This window comes from Rhizobium sp. P28RR-XV (genome assembly GCF_012641385.1).
Classification (GTDB): Bacteria; Pseudomonadota; Alphaproteobacteria; order Rhizobiales; family Rhizobiaceae; genus Rhizobium.
In genome coordinates this window covers 1-24,803 of the sequence record NZ_JABAIG010000021.1, presented here as the reverse complement: position 1 = coordinate 24,803, position 24,803 = coordinate 1, and the positions used below count along the sequence as shown (strand labels likewise).

At 60.2% G+C, this 24,803-nt stretch carries 20 protein-coding genes; 18 read left to right on the top strand and 2 right to left on the bottom strand.

Annotated elements, in window-relative coordinates; translation table 11 throughout:
• Positions 1-5: 5 nt before the first annotated feature.
• The 17 genes from nuoF to HGP12_RS30545 all read left to right on the top strand — a co-directional run bounded on the left by nuoF (position 6) and on the right by HGP12_RS30545 (position 19,522).
• Positions 6-1,310: an NADH-quinone oxidoreductase subunit NuoF gene (gene nuoF, locus HGP12_RS30625; protein ID WP_149636600.1), complete on the top strand. Its 1,305-nt coding sequence runs from the start codon at positions 6-8 to the stop codon at positions 1,308-1,310.
• Positions 1,311-1,316: 6 nt separating this feature from the next.
• Positions 1,317-2,075: a 5' DNA nuclease gene (locus tag HGP12_RS30620; RefSeq protein ID WP_409526873.1), complete on the top strand. Its 759-nt coding sequence runs from the start codon at positions 1,317-1,319 to the stop codon at positions 2,073-2,075.
• Between the two features lie 241 nt (positions 2,076-2,316).
• Positions 2,317-4,398: an NADH-quinone oxidoreductase subunit NuoG gene (gene nuoG / locus HGP12_RS30615; protein WP_168843710.1), complete on the top strand. Its 2,082-nt coding sequence runs from the start codon at positions 2,317-2,319 to the stop codon at positions 4,396-4,398.
• Positions 4,399-4,410: 12 nt separating this feature from the next.
• On the top strand, positions 4,411-5,454 hold the full coding sequence (nuoH, locus tag HGP12_RS30610) for an NADH-quinone oxidoreductase subunit NuoH (RefSeq protein WP_168843709.1): 1,044 nt from the start codon (positions 4,411-4,413) through the stop codon (positions 5,452-5,454).
• Between the two features lie 39 nt (positions 5,455-5,493).
• The gene (gene nuoI / locus HGP12_RS30605; RefSeq protein WP_112803099.1) at positions 5,494-5,985 is read left to right on the top strand and encodes an NADH-quinone oxidoreductase subunit NuoI; all 492 of its coding nucleotides are present in this window, start codon (positions 5,494-5,496) and stop codon (positions 5,983-5,985) included.
• Between the two features lie 151 nt (positions 5,986-6,136).
• Complete coding sequence (locus HGP12_RS30600) at positions 6,137-6,751, top strand: NADH-quinone oxidoreductase subunit J (RefSeq protein ID WP_168843708.1); 615 nt, start codon at positions 6,137-6,139, stop codon at positions 6,749-6,751.
• Positions 6,752-6,782: 31 nt separating this feature from the next.
• Positions 6,783-7,091 carry an NADH-quinone oxidoreductase subunit NuoK gene (gene nuoK / locus HGP12_RS30595; RefSeq protein ID WP_120703848.1) on the top strand — a complete coding sequence of 103 codons (309 nt, stop codon included), beginning with the start codon at positions 6,783-6,785 and terminating at the stop codon, positions 7,089-7,091.
• A gap of 7 nt (positions 7,092-7,098) precedes the next feature.
• Complete coding sequence (gene nuoL / locus HGP12_RS30590; protein ID WP_168843707.1) at positions 7,099-9,093, top strand: NADH-quinone oxidoreductase subunit L; 1,995 nt, start codon at positions 7,099-7,101, stop codon at positions 9,091-9,093.
• Positions 9,093-10,604: an NADH-quinone oxidoreductase subunit M gene (locus tag HGP12_RS30585; protein ID WP_168843706.1), complete on the top strand. Its 1,512-nt coding sequence runs from the start codon at positions 9,093-9,095 to the stop codon at positions 10,602-10,604. Before nuoL ends, HGP12_RS30585 begins: the two co-directional genes overlap by 1 nt.
• 18 nt (positions 10,605-10,622) lie before the next feature.
• A complete protein-coding gene (gene nuoN / locus HGP12_RS30580) occupies positions 10,623-12,065 on the top strand; it encodes an NADH-quinone oxidoreductase subunit NuoN (RefSeq protein ID WP_168843705.1) in 1,443 nt (480 codons plus the stop codon).
• A complete protein-coding gene (locus tag HGP12_RS30575) occupies positions 12,065-12,829 on the top strand; it encodes a biotin--[acetyl-CoA-carboxylase] ligase (RefSeq protein ID WP_168843704.1) in 765 nt (254 codons plus the stop codon). The genes nuoN and HGP12_RS30575 overlap by 1 nt, the downstream gene beginning before the upstream one ends.
• 14 nt (positions 12,830-12,843) lie before the next feature.
• Entirely contained in the window at positions 12,844-14,517 is a 1,674-nt protein-coding gene (locus tag HGP12_RS30570) for a ribonuclease J (protein ID WP_168843703.1), read from the top strand.
• 30 nt (positions 14,518-14,547) lie between these two features.
• Positions 14,548-14,952: a methylmalonyl-CoA epimerase gene (mce, locus tag HGP12_RS30565; RefSeq protein WP_168843702.1), complete on the top strand. Its 405-nt coding sequence runs from the start codon at positions 14,548-14,550 to the stop codon at positions 14,950-14,952.
• 201 nt (positions 14,953-15,153) lie between these two features.
• A complete protein-coding gene (locus HGP12_RS30560; RefSeq protein WP_168843701.1) occupies positions 15,154-15,429 on the top strand; it encodes a DUF1467 family protein in 276 nt (91 codons plus the stop codon).
• Between the two features lie 624 nt (positions 15,430-16,053).
• Positions 16,054-17,376 (top strand): proline--tRNA ligase, encoded by a 1,323-nt coding sequence (proS, locus tag HGP12_RS30555; protein ID WP_168843700.1) that lies wholly within the window; start codon positions 16,054-16,056, stop codon positions 17,374-17,376.
• Positions 17,377-17,513: 137 nt separating this feature from the next.
• The gene (locus tag HGP12_RS30550) at positions 17,514-18,824 is read left to right on the top strand and encodes a lipoprotein-releasing ABC transporter permease subunit (RefSeq protein ID WP_168843699.1); all 1,311 of its coding nucleotides are present in this window, start codon (positions 17,514-17,516) and stop codon (positions 18,822-18,824) included.
• Between the two features lie 14 nt (positions 18,825-18,838).
• A complete protein-coding gene (locus HGP12_RS30545; protein ID WP_168843698.1) occupies positions 18,839-19,522 on the top strand; it encodes an ABC transporter ATP-binding protein in 684 nt (227 codons plus the stop codon).
• Positions 19,523-19,630: 108 nt separating this feature from the next.
• On the opposite strand, the gene HGP12_RS30540 is transcribed toward HGP12_RS30545, so the two are convergent.
• The gene (locus HGP12_RS30540; protein ID WP_168843697.1) at positions 19,631-20,098 is read right to left on the bottom strand and encodes a DUF5680 domain-containing protein; all 468 of its coding nucleotides are present in this window, start codon (positions 20,096-20,098) and stop codon (positions 19,631-19,633) included.
• Positions 20,099-20,176: 78 nt separating this feature from the next.
• The gene (locus tag HGP12_RS30535) at positions 20,177-20,770 is read right to left on the bottom strand and encodes a hypothetical protein (RefSeq protein WP_168843696.1); all 594 of its coding nucleotides are present in this window, start codon (positions 20,768-20,770) and stop codon (positions 20,177-20,179) included.
• A 356-nt stretch (positions 20,771-21,126) separates the two neighbouring features.
• Between HGP12_RS30535 and dnaE the strand changes: the two genes are divergently transcribed.
• Positions 21,127-24,621 (top strand): DNA polymerase III subunit alpha, encoded by a 3,495-nt coding sequence (gene dnaE / locus HGP12_RS30530; RefSeq protein WP_168843695.1) that lies wholly within the window; start codon positions 21,127-21,129, stop codon positions 24,619-24,621.
• Positions 24,622-24,803 lie beyond the last annotated feature (182 nt).

Here is a 24,803-nt window from a genome sequence, read left to right as displayed (position 1 = left end):
GAAGCATGTTACAGGATCAGGATCGCATCTTTACCAATATCTACGGCCTCAAGGACAAATCCCTGAAGGGCGCGATGTCGCGCGGCCATTGGGACGGCACGAAGCAAATCCTCGAAAAGGGTCGTGACTGGATCATCAACGAGATGAAGGCTTCCGGCCTTCGTGGTCGTGGCGGCGCAGGCTTCCCGACGGGCCTGAAGTGGTCCTTCATGCCGAAGGAAAGCGACGGCCGTCCGCACTATCTCGTCGTCAACGCTGACGAGTCCGAGCCGGGCACCTGCAAGGACCGCGACATCATGCGCCACGATCCGCATACGCTGATCGAAGGCTGCGTCATTGCCGGTTTCGCCATGGGTGCAAACGCCGCCTATATCTACGTTCGCGGCGAATACATGCGCGAACGCGAAGCCCTGCAGGCGGCAATCGACGAATGCTACGATGCTGGATTGCTCGGTAAAAACAATAAGCTCGGCTGGGACTTTGATGTTTACGTTCATCACGGCGCTGGTGCTTACATCTGCGGCGAGGAAACCGCACTTCTCGAAAGCCTGGAAGGCAAGAAGGGCCAGCCGCGCCTGAAGCCGCCGTTCCCGGCCAATATGGGTCTCTACGGCTGCCCGACGACCGTCAACAACGTCGAATCCATCGCCGTTGCCCCGACGATCCTGCGCCGCGGCGCCGGCTGGTTCTCCTCCTTCGGCCGTCCGAACAATGTCGGCACGAAGCTGTTCATGCTCTCCGGTCACGTCAACCGTCCTTGCACGGTCGAGGAGACGATGGGCATCACCTTCCGCGAGCTGGTCGAAAAGCATGGCGGCGGTATTCGCGGCGGCTGGGACAATCTGCTTGCCGTCATCCCGGGCGGCGCATCGTGCCCGGTCGTTCCGGCCGCCGACATCATCGACTGCCCAATGGATTTCGACGGCCTGCGCGAAGTCAAGTCGTCCTTTGGTACGGCGGCTGCGATCGTCATGGACAAGTCGACCGATATCATCAAGGCGATCGCCCGCATCTCGGCCTTCTTCAAGCATGAAAGCTGCGGCCAGTGCACGCCGTGCCGCGAAGGCACGGGCTGGATGTGGCGCGTTCTTGAGCGTATGGCTCGCGGCAATGCTCAAAAGCGCGAGATCGACATGCTGTTCCAGGTGACGAAGCAGATCGAAGGCCATACTATCTGTGCGCTCGGTGACGCAGCCGCATGGCCGGTGCAGGGCCTGATCCGCAATTTCCGTCCGGAGATCGAAAAGCGCATCGACCAGTACACCGCCAATGCGACGAGCCACGGCGCGGTGCTGGAAGCAGCCGAGTAAGGTCCGATGATGGCGAAGACCAAGGATATCAGGCAGGGCAGCGGAGCGACCGATCACACGTCGGCGGATTTCGGCCGCGTCGCCGCCGATATGCTGCGGAATTCGCCAGCCATGCCGATCCATCCGCTGATGGCGCATCCGGCGGCGGCGTTTGCCGCCGCGGCGGCCATAGGTTTCGGCGTGACATCGCAGATCGCCGGCGCATTCTTCGGCGCGCTGCAGGGTGCGGTCGAAGCGGCAAGCAAGCGTGCCGCCGAGCCGGGCGAAGAGGATGATGTCGTTGCCGCCGCCAAGCCGGCAGCAAGAAAAGAAGGGGCAGAGGAGGCGAAGCCGGTCAAGGCATCGCCCGCTGCCAAGCCGGTTGTTTCGAAGCCGCCGGTCGTGTCGAAGCCTGTGACTGCCAAGCCAAAGCCCGCGGTCGCAAAGAAGGTAGAACCGAAGCCGGTTGCTGCTGCATCGATCGTGACGACGCCTGCCAAGAGCAAGGCTAAAGTCGAGATTCCCACGCCGGTTGCCGTACAGCCGGTACCTGCCCGTAGCCGCAAGGTCACCGCGAAGGTCGACGACCTCAAGCGTATTTCCGGCATCGGCCCAAAGCTGGAGCAGGTGCTGAACGGACGCGGCATCAAGCGCTTCGCCGATATCGCCGCCTGGAGCGATGCCGATATCGAGCGGGTCGATGTGGAGCTCGGCTTCGACGGCCGCATCCGGCGCGACGATTGGGTCGGCCAGGCGAAGGCGCTGCTGCCGAAGGGCAGAGGTTGAGATCATTCCTCGGCTGCATCGGCGGCCGGGGAGGGTGAATGACGGCGACGGAGACACTGCGGGCATGATCCGTGTGGCTTGGTCGCAAAGCTGGTCTTGTGGGGACAAGGCTTGGCAAAGCTTATTGTGAGCAAACCGGTGCCACGCGGTTTCATGCCGCGCCGTTGGCAGTCCGGTTTGCGATCATGAAATTGTCTGCGGCCAGGTTGGGCTGAGGACGTGATATAGGACTGAGTGGACGATGGTAAAACTGAAGATTGACGGTAAAGAGATCGAAGTTCCGGATCACTTCACGCTTATCCAGGCGTGCGAGGAAGCCGGCGCCGAAGTCCCGCGCTTCTGCTTCCATGAACGACTGTCGGTGGCCGGCAATTGCCGCATGTGCCTCGTTGAGGTAAAGGGCGGTCCGCCGAAGCCGCAGGCTTCCTGCGCCATGGGCGTTCGCGATATCCGCGGCGGCCCGAACGGCGAGCTTCCGGAAGTCTTCACCAACACGCCGATGGTCAAGAAGGCCCGCGAAGGCGTGATGGAATTCCTGCTGATCAACCACCCGCTGGATTGCCCGATCTGCGACCAGGGTGGCGAATGCGACCTACAGGACCAGGCCATGGCCTTCGGCATCGATAGTTCGCGCTATCAGGAAGACAAGCGCGCCGTCGAGGACAAATATATCGGCCCGCTCGTCAAGACGGTGATGAACCGCTGCATCCACTGCACGCGCTGCGTCCGCTTCACGACGGAAGTTGCCGGTATCTCCGAACTCGGCCTCATCGGCCGTGGCGAAGACGCCGAAATCACGACCTATCTCGAGCAGGCGATGACCTCCGAGCTGCAGGGCAACGTTGTCGACCTTTGCCCGGTCGGCGCGCTGACCTCGAAGCCCTTCGCCTTCACGGCTCGTCCGTGGGAACTGAACAAGACCGAATCGATCGACGTCATGGACGCCCTCGGCTCGGCGATCCGCGTCGACACACGCGGCCGCGAAGTCATGCGCGTGCTGCCGCGCGTCAACGAGCAGATCAACGAAGAGTGGATCTCCGACAAGACCCGCTTCATCTGGGACGGCCTGAAGACGCAGCGCCTCGATAAGCCCTATGTCCGCAAGGACGGTCGCCTGCAGCCGGCAACCTGGAGCGATGCTTTCGCCGCTATCAAGTCGGCCGTTTCGGCGACCAGCGGCGACAAGATCGGCGCCATCGCCGGCGATCTTGCTTCGGTCGAGGAAATGTATGCTCTCGGCGAACTGCTGAAATCGCTCGGATCGGAAAATCTCGACTGTCGCCAGGACGGGACGGCGCTTGATCCGTCGCTCGGCCGCGCAGGCTACATCTTCAACCCGAGCATCCAGGGTATTGAAGCTGCCGATGCGCTGCTGATCGTCGGCGCCAATCCGCGCTTCGAGGCGGCTGTCATGAATTCGCGCATCCGCAAGCGCTGGCGCCGCGGCAAGTTCCCGATCGGCGTGATCGGCGAAGCTGCCGACCTTCGCTACTCCTATGATTATCTCGGCGCCGGCCCGGATACGCTCGCCGATATCGTCAGCGGCTCGCATAGCTTTGCGGACGTTCTGAAAAATGCCCAGAAGCCGATGATCATCATCGGCCAGGGAGCGCTGATCCGCGAAGACGGTGCCGAAGTGCTGGCGAATGCCGCCAAGCTCGCCGCTGCCGTCGGGGTCGTCAAGGAAGACTGGAACGGCTTTGCCGTCCTGCATACGGCGGCTTCGCGCGTCGGCGGCCTCGATCTCGGCTTCGTGCCGGGCGCAAAGGGCGTCAACGCTGCGGCGATGCTGTCGTCGATGGACGTCCTCTTCCTGCTGGGCGCCGATGAGCTGGATTTCAGCCGCAAGGGCGCGAAATTGACGGTCTATATCGGCTCGCACGGTGACAACGGTGCACAGAGCGCCGACGTCATCCTTCCGGCAGCCGCCTACACCGAAAAGTCGGGCACCTGGGTCAACACAGAAGGTCGCGTTCAGATGGGCAATCGCGCCGGTTTCGCACCGGGCGACGCCCGCGAGGACTGGGCGATCATCCGTGCTCTTTCCGACGTCCTCGGCAAGAAGCTTCCCTTTGATTCGCTGAGGGAATTGCGCGCGAAGCTCTATGCAGCCTTCCCGCATTTCGCCGGCATCGACGAGATTGCCGAAGCTGATAGCGCCCAAATTGCCGCACTTGCGAAAAAAGCCGGCGCAATGGGCAAATCGGCATTTGCTTCGCCGATCAAAGACTTCTATTTGACGAACCCGATAACGCGCGCATCGGCTGTCATGGCCGAGTGCTCGGCATTGGCCCGCAACAATTTCCGCGTTGCGGCAGAGTAAGGGCAGAGAACTATGGATTCATTCGTTTCGACCTATCTCTGGCCGGCGCTGATCATGATCGGCCAGTCCCTGCTGCTCCTGGTCTGCCTGTTGATTTTCATCGCCTACATCCTGCTTGCCGACCGCAAGATCTGGGCAGCCGTCCAGCTGCGCCGTGGCCCGAACGTGGTCGGCCCTTTCGGCCTGTTCCAGTCCTTCGCCGACCTGCTCAAGTTCATGTTCAAGGAGCCGATCATCCCGGCCGGCGCCAACAAGGCCGTGTTCCTGCTGGCGCCGCTGGTTTCCGTGGTGCTGGCGCTCTCCACCTGGGCCGTCGTGCCGGTGGCGCAGCACTGGGTCATCGCCGACATCAATGTCGGCATCCTCTACATTCTGGCGATCTCGTCGCTGGAAGTTTACGGCATCATCATGGGCGGCTGGGCTTCGAACTCGAAGTATCCGTTCCTCGGCGCGCTGCGCTCAGCAGCGCAGATGGTGTCCTACGAAGTCTCGATCGGCTTCGTCATCGTCACGGTGCTGCTCTGCGTCGGTTCGCTGAACCTGACGGATATCGTGCTCTCGCAGCAGACCGGCCTCGGCACCAAGCTCGGCCTGCCGGCCTCGTTCCTCGATTGGCACTGGCTGTCGCTGTTCCCGATGTTCATCGTATTCTTCATCTCGGCGTTGGCTGAAACCAACCGTCCGCCCTTCGACCTTCCTGAAGCGGAATCGGAGCTGGTTGCCGGCTTCATGGTCGAATACGGTTCTTCGCCCTACATGATGTTCATGCTCGGCGAATATGCGGCCGTCGTCCTGATGTGCTCGCTGACGACGATCCTCTTCCTTGGCGGCTGGTTGCCTCCGGTCGACATCTGGATCCTGAACTGGGTTCCGGGCATCATCTGGTTCCTACTGAAGTCGTGCTTGGTTTTCTTCATGTTCGCGATGGTCAAGGCCTTCGTGCCGCGCTACCGCTACGACCAGCTCATGCGCCTTGGCTGGAAGGTTTTCCTGCCGCTGTCGCTCGCCATGGTCGTTATCGTTGCATTCGTGCTGAAGCTGACGGGATGGGCGTGATGATGTCTTTCCCCGCTTCTGGCAGTTTTGGAGGTTAAGATGGCCGGTTTGTCCAACGCCGTCAGCTCGCTGTTCCTCAAGGAATTCGTCGGCGCATTCTTTTTGTCGATGCGTTACTTTTTCAAGCAGAAGGCGACGATCAATTATCCGTTCGAAAAAGGGCCGGTCAGCCCTCGCTTCCGCGGCGAACATGCGCTGCGCCGGTATCCCAACGGCGAAGAGCGCTGCATCGCCTGCAAGCTCTGCGAGGCCATCTGTCCTGCCCAGGCTATCACCATCGAAGCCGGGCCGCGCCGCAACGACGGTACCCGCCGCACGGTGCGTTATGACATCGACATGGTGAAGTGCATCTATTGCGGCTTCTGCCAGGAAGCATGCCCGGTCGACGCTATCGTCGAAGGGCCGAACTTCGAATTTGCCACCGAGACCCGCGAAGAACTCTACTTCGACAAGGCGCGGCTTTTGGACAATGGCGACCGCTGGGAACGCGAAATCGCGCGAAACATCGCGATCGATTCGCCATACCGCTGAGCGGAATTTTGAATATGCCGTGACAGGCGACCACGATTGTCGCCGTTGCGGTTGAAACTAGACCGGGGCTTTGCCGGACTTATCGTCCGGTCGAGCTCCATCGGGCAGGGAAACTCCCGGCTGCCCGGGGGAAGACGAAAAAGGCACCAACATGGGTCTGCAGGCTCTTTTTTTCTATATCTTCGCCTTTGTCGCTGTGGCGTCGGCGTTCATGGTCATCTCGGCGCGGAATCCGGTCCATTCGGTCCTGTTCCTCATCCTGGTTTTCTTCAACGCGGCCGGCCTCTTCCTGCTGATGGGGGCTGAATTCCTGGCGATGATCCTGCTGGTCGTTTATGTCGGCGCCGTAGCGGTTCTCTTCCTCTTCGTCGTCATGATGCTCGACATCGACTTCTCCGAGCTCAGGGCAGGCATTCTGGAATATGCCCCGATCGGAGCGCTGATCGGCATCATCCTCGCCGCCGAGCTGATCGTCGTCATCGGCGGCAGCGTGATTTCGCCCACTATCGCCAAATCCGTCGCCATGCCGATTCCGGCGCCGGCGACCCGGACGAACACCGCCGCCCTCGGCGACGTGCTCTATACCAACTACGTTTACTTCTTCGAGATCGCAGGCCTCGTTCTGCTGGTCGCGATGATCGGCGCGATCGTGCTGACGCTCAGGCATCGCACGCATATCAAGCGCCAGAATATTTCCCAACAGGTCGCCCGCACGCCCGCGACCGCCGTCGAGGTGGTCAAGGTCAAGCCGGGGCAGGGCGTCTGAGGCGAGGCACGGGGATCAAAGGAACAAGAACATGGTCATCGGACTTTCCCACTACCTCACGGTCAGCGCCATCCTCTTCGTGCTCGGCGTTTTCGGTATCTTTCTCAACCGCAAGAACGTCATCATCATCCTGATGTCCATCGAGCTCATATTGCTCGCGGTCAACATCAACATGGTCGCGTTCTCGTCGTTCCTCAACGACATCGTCGGCCAGGTTTTCGCTCTGTTCATTTTGACCGTCGCCGCCGCCGAGGCTGCCATCGGTCTTGCAATTCTCGTCGTCTTCTACCGTAACCGCGGTTCCATCGCCGTCGAAGACGTCAACATGATGAAGGGCTGATACAGCTATGTTTTTATATAAGGCTATCGTCTTTCTTCCCCTGATCGGTGCGATCATCGCCGGCCTTTTCGGCCGCGCGATCGGCGCCAAGGCTTCGGAATATGTTACCACCGGCCTGATGATCGTCGCCGCGGTTCTTTCCTGGGCCGTCTTTTTCACCGTGGCCCTCGGCCATACCGACGGCGCTATCAAAGTCGAGGTGCTGCGCTGGATCCAGTCCGGCGGCATCGACGCCTCCTGGTCGCTGCGCGTCGACACGCTGACCTCGGTGATGCTGATCGTCGTGAACTCGGTTTCGACCCTGGTTCACGTCTATTCGATTGGATACATGCATCACGATCCGCATCGTCCGCGCTTTTTCGCCTATCTCTCGCTCTTCACCTTCGCCATGCTCATGCTGGTGACCTCCGACAATCTCGCCCAGATGTTCTTCGGCTGGGAAGGCGTCGGTCTGGCCTCCTATCTGCTGATCGGCTTCTGGTTCAAGAAGCCGTCCGCCTCCGCGGCGGCGATTAAGGCCTTCATCGTCAACCGCGTCGGCGACTTCGGTTTCGTGCTCGGCATTGCCGGCGTCTTCGTCCTCTTCGGCTCGATCAATTTCGATGTCATCTTCGGCAACGCACAGAGCTTTGCCGCAGGGCAGGGCGGGCAGCCGGGCGACATCGTGCTCAATTTCTTGGGCATGCATCTCGATCGCGGCCATGCGCTGACGGCCGTCTGCCTGCTGCTCTTCATGGGCGCGATGGGCAAGTCGGCGCAGTTCCTGCTGCACACCTGGCTGCCGGACGCCATGGAAGGGCCGACGCCGGTCTCCGCACTCATCCATGCTGCAACCATGGTCACCGCCGGCGTCTTCCTCGTCGCCCGCATGTCGCCGATCTTCGAACTGTCGCAGGATGCGCTGACCGTCGTCACCATCATCGGCGCGATTACGGCCTTCTTCGCCGCAACCGTCGGCCTCGTGCAGAACGACATCAAGCGCGTCATCGCCTACTCGACCTGTTCGCAGCTCGGCTACATGTTCGTCGCCCTCGGCGTCGGCGCCTACGGCGCCGCGATCTTCCATCTGTTCACCCACGCCTTCTTCAAGGCTCTGCTCTTCCTCTGCGCCGGCTCGGTCATCCACGCCGTCGACGGCGAGCAGGACATGCGTCATATGGGTGGCCTGCGCCCGCATATCCAGAAGACCTTCTGGATGATGGTTATCGGCACGCTGGCCATCACCGGCGTCGGCATCCCGCTCACGCATATCGGCTTTGCCGGCTTCATCTCGAAGGATGCGATCATCCTTGCGGCCTTCGCCTCGCACAATGCAGCCGCAAGCTTCGCCTTCACGCTGCTCGTCATCGCCGCGATGTTCACTAGCTTCTATTCCTGGCGCCTGATCTTCATGACCTTCTTCGGCAAGCCCCGCGCTTCGCACGAGGTCATGCATCACGTGCATGAATCGCCGAATGTCATGCTGATCCCGCTCTACCTGCTGGCGATCGGCGCCGTCTTCGCCGGCATGTATTTCAACGCCGATTTCGTCGGCCATGCCTACGAGGAATTCTGGAAGCATGCGCTGTTCACGCTCCCGGACAACAAGATCCTCGAAGAGATGGAACATGCGCCTTTGTGGGTTGAGCTCAGCCCCTTCATCGCCATGCTCCTCGGCCTCGTCACCGCCTGGTATTTCTACATCCAGTCGCCGGAAACGCCGCGCCGGCTCGCCCAGCAGCAGCGCGTGCTTTACGAGTTCCTCTTGAACAAGTGGTATTTCGACGAGCTCTATGACTTCCTCTTCGTCCGTTCCGCCAAGGCGCTTGGCCGCTTCCTCTGGAAGAAGGGCGACATCGGGGTCATCGACACCATCGGCCCGAACGGCATCGCCGCGCGCGTCGTCGATGTCACCAACCGTGTCGTGCGCCTGCAGACCGGCTACCTCTATCACTATGCCTTCGCGATGCTGCTCGGCATTGCCGCCCTCGTTACCTGGATGATGCTCGGGAGTTCCCTCTGATGACCGATTGGCCTATTCTTTCAACGGTCACGTTTCTGCCGCTGGTCGGTGTCCTTCTCCTGCTGTTCACGCAGGAGAACGGGGCCAACGGTCGCCGAAATATCCTGAACATCTCGCTGGCGACGACCATCGTCACCTTCATCGTGTCGCTGTTCGTCTGGATCTGGTTCGACAATGCCAATCCGGGCTTCCAGCTGATCGAAAAGCACGAGTGGCTGACCGGCGGCATCAGCTATCACATGGGCGTCGACGGCATCTCCATGCTGTTCGTCATCCTCTCGACCTTCCTGATGCCCTTCTGCGTGCTGGCAAGCTGGCTCTCGGTCGAAAAGCGGCTGAAGGACTATATGATCGCCTTCCTCGTCCTCGAGACGATGATGGTCGGCGTGTTCACGTCGCTGGATATCGTGCTGTTCTACGTCTTCTTCGAAGCCGGCCTCATTCCGATGTTCCTGATCATCGGCGTCTGGGGCGGCAAGGATCGCGTCTACGCCAGCTACAAGTTCTTCCTCTACACGCTGCTCGGCTCCGTGCTGATGCTGCTCGCCATCATGGCGATGTACTGGCAGTCCGGCACGACCGATATCCCGACGCTGCTGCAGTACAAGTTCCCGCCGCAGATGCAGACATGGCTCTGGCTGGCCTTCTTCGCCTCTTTCGCGGTGAAGATGCCGATGTGGCCGGTCCATACATGGCTCCCCGACGCGCACGTTCAGGCGCCGACGGCCGGCTCGGTCATCCTGGCGGGCATCCTTCTGAAGCTCGGCGGCTACGGCCTCATCCGTTTCTCGCTCGGCATGTTCCCGAACGCTTCGGAATATTTCGCGCCGCTCGTCTTCGCGCTTTCGGTCATCGCCATCATCTACACCTCGCTGGTTGCGATGATGCAGGATGACATCAAGAAACTGATCGCCTATTCGTCCGTCGCCCACATGGGCTACGTGACCATGGGCATCTTCGCTGCCAACCAGCAGGGCGTCCAGGGCGCGATCTTCCAGATGCTGTCGCACGGCATCGTCTCGGGCGCGCTCTTCCTCTGCGTCGGCGTGATCTACGACCGTACCCATACCCGCGAGATCGCGGCCTATGGCGGCCTGGTCAACAACATGCCGAAATACGCCGTCGCCATGATGGTCTTCACCATGGCCAATGTCGGCCTGCCCGGCACCTCCGGCTTCATCGGCGAATTCCTGACCCTGATCGGCGTTTTCCGCGCCAATACCTGGGTTGCGCTTTTCGCCGCGACCGGCGTGATCCTGTCGGCCGCCTATGCGCTCTGGCTCTACCGCCGCGTCATTTTCGGCGCGCTGGAGAAGGAAAACCTGAAGAAGCTTCTGGATCTGTCGCCGCGTGAACAGCTGATCCTCTATCCGCTGATCGCGCTCACGATCTTCTTCGGCGTCTATCCGGCTCCGATCTTCGATGCCACGGCCGCTTCGGTGGATCTGCTGGTGAACAACTATACCGCTGCCCTGCACGCTGCGCAGAATGTTGCGCTGTCGATGAATTGATGACGGGACTTATTCGACATGACTGCTGACACAATTCTTGCAAGCCTGCATCTTTCCATTCCGGAGCTTATCCTCGCGGTCGGTGCGCTTGCGCTGCTCATGATCGGCGTCTTCTCGGGCGAACGGTCGGGACCCATGGTCACCGGTCTTGCCATCGCGCTTCTCGCGGTGGCCGGTCTCTGGATCATCTTCGTGCCGGGTGAGGGGCTGGCCTATGGCGGCGCCTATCTCGCCGACGGCTTCTCCCGCTTCATGAAGATCGTAGCGCTGGTCGGTTCGATCGTCGCCATGTTCATGAGCATGGGGCATGCGCGCGAGCAACAGCTCGATCGCTTCGAGTTCCCGGTTCTGCTTGTGCTCGCGACCCTCGGCATCCTGCTGATGATCTCGGCGCACGACCTGATCTCGCTCTATTTGTCGCTGGAACTGCAGTCGCTGGCGCTTTACGTCGTCGCCGCCATCAACCGCGATAGCGTCAAGTCGACTGAAGCCGGCCTGAAGTACTTTGTCCTTGGCGCGCTGTCTTCCGGTATGCTGCTGTACGGCATGTCGCTGGTCTACGGCTTCACCGGCCACACGACCTTCGACGCCATCGCGACGGCGCTCAACGCCGAGACCCGTTCGCTCGGCCTCGTCTTCGGTCTGGTCTTCGTGCTTGCCGGTCTGGCGTTCAAGATCTCCGCCGTGCCGTTCCACATGTGGACGCCCGATGTCTATGAAGGTGCGCCGACCCCGGTCACCGCCTTCTTCGCGGCGGCACCCAAGGTTGCCGCCATGGCGATCCTGACGCGCATCGTCGTCACCGCCTTCCATCCGGTGCTTGCCGACTGGCAGCAGATCATCGTGTTCATCTCGATCGCCTCGATGCTGCTCGGCGCCTTCGCCGCGATCGGCCAGCGCAATTTCAAGCGACTGATGGCCTACTCTTCGATCGGCCACATGGGCTATGCGCTCGTCGGCCTCGCCGCCGGCACAAAGACTGGCGTCTCCGGCGTCATGCTATATATGGTCATCTACATGGTCATGACGCTCGGCTCCTTCGCCATCATCATGGCGATGCGCCGCAAGGATGGCCGTCAGGTCGAGAACGTCGACGATCTCGCCGGCCTTTCCACGACTAATCCCTTTATGGCGGTCGTGCTGACGGCGCTGATGTTCTCGCTGGCCGGCATTCCGCCGCTCGCCGGCTTCTTCGGAAAGTATTTCGTCTTCGTCGCGGCCATCCAGGCGCATCTCTATGCACTCGCCATTATCGGCGTGCTGGCCTCCGTCGTCGGCGCTTACTACTACCTGCGCGTCATCAAGGTGATGTGGTTCGATGAGGCCACGGACGAGTTCACGCGCACCGCCGGCTCGCTGCGCCTCGTCTTCGGTCTTTCCGGCCTGTTCGTCATCACCTATGTCTTCTTCGGCGGCGTAATCGGCGGGGCTGCCGATCTGGCCGCCGCGACGCTGTTTTGATGGCGTCTGACATGAACAGCCGGAAGTCGCTCGCCGACTTCCGGCATGATGCCCTTCAAGAGACTTCGTCCACAAACAGCGTGTGCCTCGAACGTGCGCGCGCAGGCGACCCCGGGAACCTTTGGGTAACCGCCGAGCGCCAGACGGGCGGCCGCGGCCGCCGCGGGCGCCCCTGGGTGTCGGAACCGGGCAATCTTTATGCATCTCTCCTTCTGGTCGATCCCGCTCCCATGGACCGCCTCGGCTCCCTGCCACTCGCGGTCGCGGTCGCCGTGCATCAGGCCGTTCGTAGCGTGCTGCCGTTGGCTGCCGAGCCAGTCGAGATCAAGTGGCCGAACGATATCCTGATCGGCCGCAAGAAGACCTGCGGTATCCTGATCGAAGGCGAGGCCTTGCCCGACGGCCGTTACGCGCTCGTCATCGGCATCGGCATCAATATCGCTGTAATGCCTGAAAATCCGATGTATCCCGTCACCTGCCTCAGGCAGCAGGGCTCGATAGTTTCGCCGGAGGAATTGTTTGCCCATCTTTATGCCGCTATGTCCGAAGCGCTCGATGTCTGGAACCGCGGCAAGGGCATTCGCGAGATCACCGCGCGCTGGCGCGAAGTCGCATGCGGGATCGGGGAAAAGATCACGGTAAACTTGCCGGATCGCTCGATTTCGGGCCATTTCTCCGGAATCGATGATAATGGCTTGTTAATGCTCGAGACCGAGGACGGCAGGATCATGCCGATCGCCGCGGGCGACGTTTTTTTTAGATGATGGTTGGGGATCAGATGGCGAAGCAAGACGAATTGGTGTTTCTGCCTCTCGGCGGCGTCGGCGAGATCGGCATGAATCTCGCCCTCTACGGCTATGGTCCTGCGGAGCAACGCCAGTGGATCATGGTCGATTGCGGCGTGACGTTCCCTGGGCCGGATCTGCCTGGTGTCGACCTCGTCTTGCCGGATATCCGCTTCCTCGCCAAGGAACGCAAGAACCTCAAGGGCATCATCATCACCCATGCGCACGAGGATCACTACGGCGCGCTGAACGACCTTTGGCCGGGCCTTAATGTTCCGATCTATGCGTCCGCCTTCACCGCCGGGCTTCTCGAAGCCAAGCGCGACTATGAGAAGTCGATGGGCGAGATCCCCGTGACGCTCTTCAAGGCCGGCGATCGTATCAATGTCGGCCCCTTCGAGATCGAAGGCGTGGCCGTCAACCACTCAATCCCCGAGCCGATGTCGCTGATGATCCGCACGCCGCTCGGCAATGTCGTCCACACCGGCGACTGGAAGATCGATCATGAGCCTTCGCTCGGGCCGCTGACCGACGAGACCCGTTTCCGCCAGCTTGGCGAAGAGGGCGTGCTGGCACTGATGTGCGATTCCACCAACGCTCTGCGCGATGGTGTTTCGCCTTCGGAAAAGGATGTCTCCGAAAGCCTGCGCAAGATCATCGAAGACGCCGAGGGCAGGGTGGCGATCACGACTTTCTCATCGAACGTCGGGCGTATCCGCACCATTGCCGAGGCCGCCGAAGCCGCCGGCCGCGAAATACTGCTGCTCGGCAGTTCGCTGAAGCGTGTCGTCGATGTCGCCCGCGATATCGGCATCATGGAAGGCATCAAGCCCTTCATCGCCGAAGACGAATATGGCTATATCCCACGCGACAAGGTCGTGGTGATCCTGACCGGCAGCCAGGGCGAGCCGCGGGCCGCGCTTGCCAAACTTTCACGCGACGAAATGCGCAATGTCGCATTGGCATCAGGCGATATCGTCGTCTTCTCCTCGCGCGCCATTCCCGGCAACGAGAAGGCGATCCAGGACATCAAGAACGGCCTGATCGAACAGGGTGTGCATGTGGTGACGGACGCGGAAGCGCTCGTGCATGTCTCCGGCCACCCCAGGCGCAACGAATTGCAGAAGATGTATGAATGGACGCGCCCGAAGGTCGTCATCCCCGTCCATGGCGAGGCGACGCATCTGACCGCGCATAAGGAGCTGGCTGAGCAAAGCGGCATTGCCACCGTGCCCCGCGTGCGCAACGGCGATGTCGTGCGTCTTGCGCCGGGTCCGGTCGAAGTGATCGGCGAGGCGCCGCATGGTCGCATTTTCAAAGACGGCATATTGATCGGCGATTTCGACGAGATGGGCATCGGCGAGCGCAAAAAGCTTTCCTATGTCGGCCATGTCGCCGTCAACGTCGTGCTCGATGCCCGTTATGATATCGTCGGCGATCCCGATCTCGTGTCGATCGGCCTGCCTGCCTATGATGACGAAGGCGAGGAGATGGAGGATACGCTCTTCGACGCCATCGTCAGTGCCATCGAGAGCATTCCCCGTGCTCGCCGCAAGGATCTGGGCATGATGCAAGAGGCCACGCGTCGTGCGGTGCGTGCTGCCGCCAATCAAGGTTGGGGGAAGAAGCCTCTCGTGACCGTGTTCATCACACGCACCGGCGGCTGAGTCTCGCGGGCTGATCGGGGAGGAGGTATCATGCTTGGACGCATCAATCATGTCGCGCTCGCCGTTCCGGATATAGAAAAGGCTTCCAAAGCCTATCGTGATATGCTGGGCGCGACGGTGTCTGCGCCGCAGGCACTGCCGGAGCACGGGGTGACCGTCGTTTTCGTCGAGTTGCCGAACAGCAAGGTCGAATTGCTGGAACCGCTGGGCGAGGCCTCGCCGATTGCCGCTTTTCTTGCGAAGAGCCCCGATGGCGGCATGCATCACATCTGCTACGAGGTTGGCGATATTCTGGCGGCTCGCGATCGGCTGATTGCCCAGGGCGCGCGCGTGCTCGGCAATGGTGAGCCGAAAATCGGTGCGCATGGCAAGCCGGTACTCTTCCTGCATCCGAAGGATTTCTTCGGCACGCTCATTGAGCTTGAGCAGGTGTGACATTACAGCGCCGCGCGTCGGATGCGACGCGTTGAACGCCCTGTAATGCCATAAATTTGCTGCATAATTTTTCCTTAAACCAATCCGAAGCTAAGGAACTATGCAGTAAAACCCCGATCGGCGCTTTGAAAGACGATTGCTTTGCCCCTATAAGCAGCTTGGAAGAGGAGGAGACGAGTAAGTCGTCTCGAAGGGAGTACAATGGCCCAGCAGATCGTCGCCAGTTTCGCCATTTATTTCGTCATCTGGTGGATTACGCTTTTCGCCGTCCTGCCGTTTGGCCTGCGCACCCAGGCCGAGGACGAGCATGTAGTTCTCGGTACTGTCGAAAGCGCGCCGACGAAATTTCGTGCCTGGCGGGTAGTTCTCGTCACGACACTGGTGTCGGCTCTCATCTATGGCGCCTGGTATGTTGCCTCGCATTACTTCGGGGTGAGTATAGATTCCATTCCCCAGATTGTTCCAAGCTATAAGTGATCTATAGAAATAGTAGAGTAAAAGTTGCGCCGAGACGGGCGCCCTGCAATCGCCATCAATTCGTCACACGCCTGTCATGTGGGGGGAGCAAAGAGGTTCGGCTCGCGCTTGTGGCATCTCGGCTGAAGGCCGGTAAAACCTTCGTCGCGAGCGGGCACCGTCGATAGAAGATCGGGCCGAGAAAGCAAAAAAAAACAAGGCTATAAGCCTTGTTTTAAAGTATCGCGTGATCCTTATCCGTTACCGGGGCAGCGAACGAGCGCGCCTAAGATCTGATCCTCCCAAGACTTGACCGCGAAACGACAAGAATTTAGCCTTCCTGCCTCTTTTGTGAGCTAAAATTAGCTCAAAGATTGAGCTTTGTCATCCTTTTTTTTGCTTTTTTGCTACAGTCGCGCAGAATTTTTCTGTTGACAGATTTCCGTCGTAAATCCTTATAAACGTGCGCTTTTTCGAAACATCGGAAATTGGCTGTATCGCCTGTATTTCCGGGCGTTTGCCAAATTCTTCTATTGCGAATGCGGGTTTCCTTCCAACGCCGAAGCAGTTATGAACTGCCTCCAGTACATAATTTGCTAACGATTCCGCGGGAAGCGGAACGTCAAACCATCTGGAACAAGCGTCATGCGTCTGTCTCGTTACTTCATGCCCATTCTGAAGGAAAACCCCAAGGAGGCTGAAATTGTTTCCCATCGGCTCATGCTGCGCACCGGCATGATCCGTCAGCAGTCGCAGGGCATCTATTCCTGGCTGCCATTGGGCAAGCGCGTGCTGGACAAGGTCAACAAGATCATCCGCGAGGAGCAGAACCGTGCCGGCGCCATCGAGCTGTCGATGCCGACGCTGCAATCCGCCGAGCTTTGGCAGGAAAGCGGCCGCTACGACGCTTACGGCAAGGAGATGCTGCGCATCAAGGATCGGCAGGACCGTCCGATGCTCTACGGCCCGACCAACGAGGAGATGATCACCGACATCTTCCGGTCCTCCGTCAAGTCCTACAAGGACCTGCCGCTGAACCTCTATCATATACAGCTGAAGTTCCGTGACGAAATCCGCCCACGTTTCGGCACGATGCGCTCGCGCGAATTCATGATGAAGGATGCCTATTCCTTCGATCTGACGCTGGAAGGCGCGGTTCACGCGTATAACAAGATGTTCGCCGCCTATCTGCGCACCTTCAATCGCCTCGGTCTCAGGGCGATCCCGATGCGCGCCGATACCGGCCCGATCGGCGGCAATCTCAGCCACGAATTCATCATTCTCGCCGACACCGGCGAGTCTGAAGTCTTCTGCCACAAGGATTTCGTCAATTTCGACATTCCCGGCGAAGATACGAATTTCGATGATGTTGCCGGCCTCAAGGGCATCTTCGACAAGTGGACCTCGCTTTATGCGGCCACCTCCGAAATGCACGACGAAGCCGCCTTCAATGCCATTCCCGAAGGCGAGCGCCTCTCCGCGCGCGGCATCGAGGTCGGTCATATCTTCTATTTCGGCACGAAATATTCCGAGCCGATGGGGGCAAAGGTGCAGGGTCCGGACGGCAAGGAACATGCTGTCCACATGGGATCTTACGGTATCGGCCCGACCCGCCTTGTTCCCGCCATCATCGAAGCATCGCATGATGAGAACGGAATCATCTGGCCGGATTCGGTCGCGCCGTTCGATGTCGTGGTGATCAACATGAAGGCCGGCGATCAAGCTTGTGATGACGCTTGCGAAACGGTCTATGCCGCGCTGTCGAAGGCCGGCAGCGACGTGCTCTACGACGATCGCGACGAGCGCGCCGGAACGAAGTTCGCGACGGCCGATCTGATCGGCGTGCCCGTGCAGATCATCGTCGGCCCGCGTTCGATCGCGAGCGGCGAAGTGGAAGTGAAGGACCGCAAGACCGGCGCTCGCGAGACGATGACGGTCGAGGCAGCGATCAAGCGGCTGGCCGACTGACTAGAGCATGATGCCGAAAAGTGTGTGCGGTTTTCGGACGACATCATGCTCTACTTCTCTGATTGTAGAGCCGGATGATTTCAGATCGGATCGACCTAAAATCATCCGGCTCTAGCGACAAATAGGATGGAAGGCGAATGGCGGTGAGCGCGGCAGTGGAACAGCAGGAAAATTCGTTCAAGGCCGGCCCATCGTCTCGACCGTTTTCCGGTTTCGAACGGCTCGTCGCCTGGCGCTATCTGCGCTCCCGGCGCAAGGAAGCCTCGATTTCGGTCATTGCCGGCTTCTCGCTGGTCGGCATCATGCTGGGCGTCGCGGCACTGATCATCGTCATGGCCGTCATGAACGGTTTCCGTGCAGAACTCTTCAAGCAGATTCTCGGCTTCAACGGCCATGTCGTTGTGCAGCCCATCGATTCGCCGCTGAATGATTATGCCGAGCTGGCAAAGAAGTTTTCCGTCGTACCCGGCGTCACCATGGCCCTGCCGCTCGTCGAGGGGGAGACGCTTGCTTCCGGACGCGGTGGCTCCGGCACCGGCGCCCTGGTGCGCGGCATCCGCGCGGAGGATCTGACGAAGCTCAAATCCGTTTCCGATCACATCGTTTCCGGTGACATGGTCGGCTTCGCGTCCGGGCAGGGCGTGCTGGTCGGCAGCCGTCTCGCGCGGCAATTGGGTCTGACGGTCGGCGACCAGATCACGCTGACGGCGCCGGACGGCGATGTCACACCCTTCGGCGTCAATCCACGTGTCAAGGCATACACGATCGCGGGTATCTTCGAAGTCGGCATGTCGGAATATGATTCCTCCGTCGTCTTCATGCCGCTGGAGGAGGCGCAGGTCTTTTTCAACGCGGAAGGCATCGTCGAGAAGATCGAGCTCTTCATCGCCAATCCCGATGATGTCGATCAGTTGCGGCCAAAGATCGAGGAAGCGGCTGGGCGGCAAATCTTCTTGACCGACTGGCGGCAGGTCAACGCTACCTTCTTCTCGGCGTTGCAGGTCGAGCGCAATACCATGTTCATGATCCTGACGCTGATTGTCCTCGTCGCAGCCCTGAACATCATTTCCGGCCTGATCATGCTTGTGAAGGATAAGGGCAGCGATATCGCCATCCTGCGCACCATGGGTGCGACGTCCGGCGCCATCATGCGCATCTTTTTCATGACGGGCGCGGCCATCGGTGTCGTCGGTACGCTTGCGGGTGTGATCCTCGGCGTTGTGGTTTGCCTGAACATCGAGTCCATCCGTCAGTTCTTCTCCTGGATTTCGGGCACCGTGATCTTCAACCCGGAAGTCTATTTCCTCAGCAAATTGCCGGCCCAGATGAATCTCGGCGAGACCGTCTCGGTTGTGGTGATGGCGCTCACGCTTTCCTTCCTTGCTACGATCTTTCCGGCCTGGCGTGCCTCTCGGCTCGATCCGGTGCAGGCGCTGCGCTACGAATAAGGAATCCGCATTTGATGAAAGGCAACGTCGTTCTCCAGCTTTCGGGCGTGGAGCGTCATTACGGGCAGGGTGAGACGCGGCTGTCGATCCTGAAGGGGGCCGATTTCGCCTTGCGCAGCGGCGAGATCGTCGCGCTGGTTGCCCCTTCGGGCACGGGCAAATCGACGCTGCTGCATGTCGCCGGCCTGCTTGAGCACCCGGATGGCGGTGAGGTGGTCGTCAATGGCCAGGCTTGTGAAGCCTTGTCCGACGACAAGCGCACGGCCGTACGCCGCGGTGAGATCGGCTTCGTCTATCAGTTCCATCACCTCTTACCCGAATTCTCGGCGCTCGAGAACATCATGATGCCTCAGCTCATTTCCGGGCTTTCGCGCAAGGATGCGAGCGAGCGTGCCGCCCAGCTCCTCGACTACATGCGCATCGGTCACCGCGCCGATCACCGCCCGGCCGAGCTGTCCGGTGGCGAGCAGCAGCGTGTCGCGATCGCCCGCGCCGTCGCCAACGCGCCGCTGGTGCTGCTGGCGGATGAGCCCACCGGCAACCTTGATCCGGCGACCGCGCATTATGTCTTCGATGCATTGGAAGCGCTGGTGCGCCAATCGGGCCTCGCGGCCCTGATCGCCACGCACAATCACGAACTCGCTGCCCGTATGGATCGGCGCGTCACGCTGAGCGAAGGCAAGGTGGTCGAGGTCTGATCGCTCGTTGGAGCAATTCCAGGAAAAGTGCAGAGCGGTTTTCCGTCCGGAGTTGCGTAAAACAATGAGATAGAGCGGCTCAGCGATTCCGTGAAAAGCCGAACCGCTCTAAGGGACGATCAGGCCGCCGCGATAGTCCAGCTCATAAGCCTTGCGCTCCCCGACCATGATCGCCTCATGGCCGATGAAATGGTCGCAGCTGCCAGTGCTGCGATCGATATAGCGACCAAATGCGTGCTCGAATACGAAGCCGCCGAGAAAGCGCTTTTCATCCAGATAAAGACGCAGCAGCGCCGCTTTGATCACCATGCCGGCGCGTCTGCCGTCGATCAGATCAGGCTCGACGATATGGCCGAAATAATTCATGGCCCAGACTGGCTCCTCGTCATGCCAGACCAGTTCCTGTCCGGCGAAATCCGTGCCGCCGAAATAGCTGTCGAGATAGCGCCAGCGGCCGCTTGCGTAGCCGATGTCATGCGAGCCGCTACGGCAGGACGGCAGCCTCTCGCCATCGCCGACATAGGTCTCCGCCTTGGCGATGACAATAAAATCGTTCAGCTCGGCAAGATCCGGCATGACCCTCTCCATTTTGGTGAGCGGGCACGATGCCATTTATCGCGCAGCTTGTAAAGAACAAATAGAGAACAGACTTGATTAATGGCCGTTTTCGCAGGCCTTCTGGCCGAAATCATCCTGCCAGTCCTGAATGCTGACGGTCCTTGCTTCGGCCTTCAGCGTCTTCCCGTCTTTCGTCACCTTGCCGGTCAATACGTTATAGTCACAGCTGTGACTGTTGTCCGGTTCGAGCGTATCGAAGGAGTCGTAGGTATAGCCGGCCACGACGAAGTTGTTGCTGCGATAGGCAAGCGTCAGCGTCTGTTGCCAGCGATCACGCCCGATGGCGTCGTTCTGCGAGACGATCGCGATCGAACCGTTCGGCAAGGCTGAGATCGAGGGCTCCTGGCCGACGGTGCCGCCGGGCTCGACGCTGCCCCATATCTTGTTCGGGGCGCTTGCGGCGAGCTTCAGCAGGGAGTGTTCGTCGTCGCGCAGGTAGATATCGATGCCGATCTGATTGTCGGCCTGATCGCCCGAGGCGGGCGCCATCAGAAGGGCAAGATCCGGCTTGCCGTCCTCGTTCCAGTCACCGATCGCGGCATCGATGATGCGGCTGGTAGCGGCGGCGTCTTCGGCGCGGGCCGCGCCTGCAAGAGAAAGCAAAATGAGAACGCAGGCAAGTGATCTCATCGTGGTCTCCCTGTTCGCATCTCAATAGCGCCGGGCTCTTCCGGCGTCTATCGGAGAACGAAAAAGTCGCATGATGAAATTTATTGATGCTCCTATTGACTCTCGAACAAAAATAGAACAAAAAGAAAACATAACGAGTAAGGAGCGCGTAAATGACCGATATCATTCGAGACGTTGCAGCATTCACCTCCATCGTCATGTTCGTTGCCAGCTTTTCCCTCATCATGATGGCGATGTAAGTTTTATCCCTCATATGCACATGCTGTTCCCATATTTGATGGGGACAACTTCTGGACTTTACGATCCGCAATGCCGAAAATGCTACCGATTCATTTGGGCATGCGGAAGGGTTTGAGATGGCGGATATGGGTGACAGCGGCGCAGCAGCGCCGGTCGGCGAAATGCCGGAATTCGTGCACCTCAGGGTTCATTCCGCCTATTCCCTGCTAGAGGGCGCACTGCCGCTCAAGAAGATATTGGCCAAGGCTGCCAGCGACAGCCAACCGGCCATCGCCATCACCGATACCAACAATCTCTTTGTTGCCCTCGAATTCTCGCAGAAGGCGATGGACGAAGGTCTGCAGCCGATCATCGGCTGCCAGGTATCGATCGACATGGAAGATGGCGGCGAGGGCGAGAGGCGAGGGCCGCAGCAGGCGCTCGCCAAGCTGCCGTCCATCGTGCTGCTTGCCGCCACGGAGCGGGGCTATGAGCGGCTCGTCGATCTCGTTAGCCGCGCCTATCTCGGCGGCGAAGGCAACAGCGCTGTTCACATCACCAGTTCATGGCTGGATGAGATCGGCACGGAAGGCATCATCGCGCTCACCGGCTCGTTGAGCGGGCCGATCGATATGGCGCTGAAGGAGGGACATGCCGCGCAGGCGCTCTCCCGTCTGCTGACCCTGAAGCGGCTGTTCGGCGACCGGCTCTATCTCGAATTGCAGCGCCATGGCACCTATGATCGCCGCCACGAGCAGAAGATGATCGCGCTCGCCTACGAACATGGGATTCCGCTGGTTGCGACCAACGAAGCCTTTTTCCCGACGCGTGACGATTACGATGCACATGACGCGCTGATGGCAGTGGCTCATAACGCCATCGTCTCGGACGATACGCGGTTCCGCCTGACGCCGGACCATTATCTCAAGAGCCGCGCCGACATGGCGAAGCTTTTCGCCAATCTTCCGGAGGCGCTGGAGAATACGGTCGAGATCGCCCGCCGCTGCTCCTTCATCCTGAATACGCGCAAGCCGATCCTGCCGCGTTTCACCGGCGCTACCGATGATGCGGAGGAGGCCGAGCGCGCCGAGTCGGCGGAACTGCGCGCCCAGGCGGTCGAGGGGCTCGACCAGCGTCTCGCCTCTCTCGGCATGGCGCCGGGCTACGAGGAGAAAGAATATCGCGAGCGGCTGGAATTCGAACTCAGCGTCATCGAGCGCATGAAGTTCCCTGGCTACTTCCTGATCGTTGCCGACTTCATCAAATGGGCCAAGCGCCATGATATCCCGGTCGGCCCTGGCCGTGGTTCAGGCGCGGGCTCGCTGGTCGCCTATGCGCTGACGATCACCGACGTCGATCCGCTGCGCTTCTCGCTGCTGTTCGAGCGCTTCCTCAATCCGGAACGCGTCTCGATGCCGGACTTCGATATCGACTTCTGCCAGGACCGGCGCGAAGAGGTGATCCGCTACGTGCAGGCCAAATATGGCCGCGAGCAGGTGGCGCAGATCATCACCTTCGGTTCTCTGCAAGCGCGCGCCGCGCTTCGCGACGTCGGCCGCGTGTTGGAAATGCCCTATGGCCAGGTCGACAAGATCTGCAAGCTCGTGCCGAACAATCCTGCCAATCCGACGCCGCTCAGCAAGGCGATCGAGGAGGAGCCGCGCCTGCAGGAGGAGGCGGACAAGGAGCCGGTCGTCGCCCGCCTTCTCGACATCGCCCAGAAGATCGAAGGCCTCTATCGTCACGCCTCGACGCACGCCGCCGGTATCGTCATTGGCGACCGCCCGCTTTCGAAGCTGGTCCCGATGTATCGCGACCCGCGTTCCGACATGCCGGTCACGCAGTTCAACATGAAATGGGTGGAGCAGGCCGGCCTGGTGAAGTTCGACTTCCTTGGCCTCAAGACGCTGACAGTCCTGAAGACGGCCGTCGATTTCGTCGCCAAGCGCGGCATCTCGATCGATCTCGCCAGCATCCCGCTCGACGACAAGACGACCTACGACATGCTCTCGCGCGGCGAGACGGTCGGCGTGTTCCAGGTGGAAAGTGCGGGCATGCGCAAGGCGCTGATCGGCATGCGCCCGGACTGCATCGAGGACATCATCGCGCTGGTTGCGCTCTATCGTCCCGGCCCGATGGAGAACATCCCGGTCTATAACGCCCGCAAGCACGGCGAGGAGGAGATCGAATCGATCCACCCGAAGATCGATTACCTCCTGAAGGAGACGCAAGGGGTTATCGTCTACCAGGAGCAGGTGATGCAGGTCGCCCAGGTGCTCTCTGGCTATTCGCTCGGCGAAGCCGATCTTCTGCGCCGCGCCATGGGCAAGAAGATCAAGGCGGAGATGGACCAGCAGCGTGAGCGCTTCGTCGATGGCGCCATCAAGAACGGCGTGTCGAAGGGGCAGGCCGATGTCATTTTCGATCTGCTCGCCAAGTTCGCCAATTACGGCTTCAACAAGTCGCACGCCGCCGCCTACGCCATCGTTTCTTACCAGACCGCCTATATGAAGGCGCATTATCCGGTGGAGTTCCTCGCAGCGTCGATGACGCTCGATATGTCCAACACCGAAAAGGTCAACGACTTCCGCCAGGATGCCAAGCGCTTGGGCATCGAGGTCATCGCGCCCTCGGTGCAGACCTCGTTCCGTCATTTCGAGACGGGTGACAACCGCATCTATTATGCGCTGGCCGCAATCAAGGGCGTCGGCGAATCCGCCGTGGACCATATCGTCGAAGTGCGCGGCGACCAGCCCTTTGCCGGTATCGAGGATTTCTGCCTGCGCATCGATCCCAAGCAGATCAACCGCCGCGTTCTGGAAAGCCTGATCTGCGCTGGCGCCTTCGACTGCTTCGAGATCGATCGCGCGCAGCTGATCGCGGGTCTGGACCGTGTCATGGGCTATGCCCAGGTGGCGCAGGAAAATAAGCGCAGCGGCCAGCACGACATGTTCGGAAGTGCTGCGTCAGGCCCGGAGAAGATCGTGTTCCCGACCTATACGCCCTGGCTCGCTTCGGAGCGGCTGTTGCGCGAATTCCAGGTGTTGGGCTTCTATCTGACGGCGCATCCGCTCGACACCTACAAGAGCGTGCTCGACAAGATGCGCGTGCAGCCCTTCGCCGATTTCTCGGCTGCGGTGAAACAGGGCGCCAGCAACGGGCGTTTGGCCGGCACGGTAATCTCCAAGCAGGAGCGCAAGACGCGCACCGGCAACAAGATGGGCATCTTCGTTTTCTCCGATGCGTCGGGACAGTTCGAAGCCGTGCTCTTCTCGGAGACGCTCAACCAATATCGCGATGTGCTCGAAGTCGGAAAATCCTTCGTCATCACAGCCCAGGCGGATGAGCGTCCGGAAGGTATCAGCCTGCGTCTGCAGACGGCGCAGTCGCTGGAGGAAAAGTCACTGCAGATGCAGAAGGCGCTGCGCGTCTATGTCCGTGATTCCGGACCGCTGAAGGCGGTTGCCGCGCATCTGAACGCCAGGGGCGACGGCCTCGTCTCCTTCATCGTCATCAAGGAGGAAGGGTTGCGCGAGGTCGAGGTGGCGCTGCCCGAGAAATATCGGATCACGCCGGAGATCGCGGCCGCCTTGCGCACGGCACCGGGCGTGATCGATGTGGAGCTGGTCTGAAGCAATTCCAGGAAAAGTGTATAGCGGTTTTCCGTCCGGAATTGCGTAAAAACAAAAAGGCTCTAGGAGGTGTGGACTCTTGGGTTTCCAAGGCTGAGCGAATCAGATTCAAGACTGTCTTTTGGAGGCAGTCATGGGTGTTTTGGATCGTCTGATCCTTCGGGACGAACAGTGGGCGCGGA

Coding starts and splice junctions, on each gene's coding strand:
- nuoF (WP_149636600.1), top strand. CDS start 6: ATGTTACAGGATCAGGATCGCATCTTTACCAATATCTACGGCCTCAAG.
- nuoG (WP_168843710.1), top strand. CDS start 2,317: ATGGTAAAACTGAAGATTGACGGTAAAGAGATCGAAGTTCCGGATCAC.
- HGP12_RS30585 (WP_168843706.1), top strand. CDS start 9,093: ATGACCGATTGGCCTATTCTTTCAACGGTCACGTTTCTGCCGCTGGTC.
- proS (WP_168843700.1), top strand. CDS start 16,054: ATGCGTCTGTCTCGTTACTTCATGCCCATTCTGAAGGAAAACCCCAAG.
- HGP12_RS30545 (WP_168843698.1), top strand. CDS start 18,839: ATGAAAGGCAACGTCGTTCTCCAGCTTTCGGGCGTGGAGCGTCATTAC.
- nuoK (WP_120703848.1), top strand. CDS start 6,783: ATGGTCATCGGACTTTCCCACTACCTCACGGTCAGCGCCATCCTCTTC.
- HGP12_RS30620 (WP_409526873.1), top strand. CDS start 1,317: ATGATGGCGAAGACCAAGGATATCAGGCAGGGCAGCGGAGCGACCGAT.
- nuoH (WP_168843709.1), top strand. CDS start 4,411: ATGGATTCATTCGTTTCGACCTATCTCTGGCCGGCGCTGATCATGATC.
- mce (WP_168843702.1), top strand. CDS start 14,548: ATGCTTGGACGCATCAATCATGTCGCGCTCGCCGTTCCGGATATAGAA.
- nuoI (WP_112803099.1), top strand. CDS start 5,494: ATGGCCGGTTTGTCCAACGCCGTCAGCTCGCTGTTCCTCAAGGAATTC.
- HGP12_RS30570 (WP_168843703.1), top strand. CDS start 12,844: ATGGCGAAGCAAGACGAATTGGTGTTTCTGCCTCTCGGCGGCGTCGGC.
- HGP12_RS30550 (WP_168843699.1), top strand. CDS start 17,514: ATGGCGGTGAGCGCGGCAGTGGAACAGCAGGAAAATTCGTTCAAGGCC.
- nuoN (WP_168843705.1), top strand. CDS start 10,623: ATGACTGCTGACACAATTCTTGCAAGCCTGCATCTTTCCATTCCGGAG.
- nuoL (WP_168843707.1), top strand. CDS start 7,099: ATGTTTTTATATAAGGCTATCGTCTTTCTTCCCCTGATCGGTGCGATC.
- HGP12_RS30575 (WP_168843704.1), top strand. CDS start 12,065: ATGGCGTCTGACATGAACAGCCGGAAGTCGCTCGCCGACTTCCGGCAT.
- dnaE (WP_168843695.1), top strand. CDS start 21,127: ATGGCGGATATGGGTGACAGCGGCGCAGCAGCGCCGGTCGGCGAAATG.
- HGP12_RS30560 (WP_168843701.1), top strand. CDS start 15,154: ATGGCCCAGCAGATCGTCGCCAGTTTCGCCATTTATTTCGTCATCTGG.
- HGP12_RS30535 (WP_168843696.1), bottom strand. CDS start 20,770: ATGAGATCACTTGCCTGCGTTCTCATTTTGCTTTCTCTTGCAGGCGCG.
- HGP12_RS30540 (WP_168843697.1), bottom strand. CDS start 20,098: ATGCCGGATCTTGCCGAGCTGAACGATTTTATTGTCATCGCCAAGGCG.
- HGP12_RS30600 (WP_168843708.1), top strand. CDS start 6,137: ATGGGTCTGCAGGCTCTTTTTTTCTATATCTTCGCCTTTGTCGCTGTG.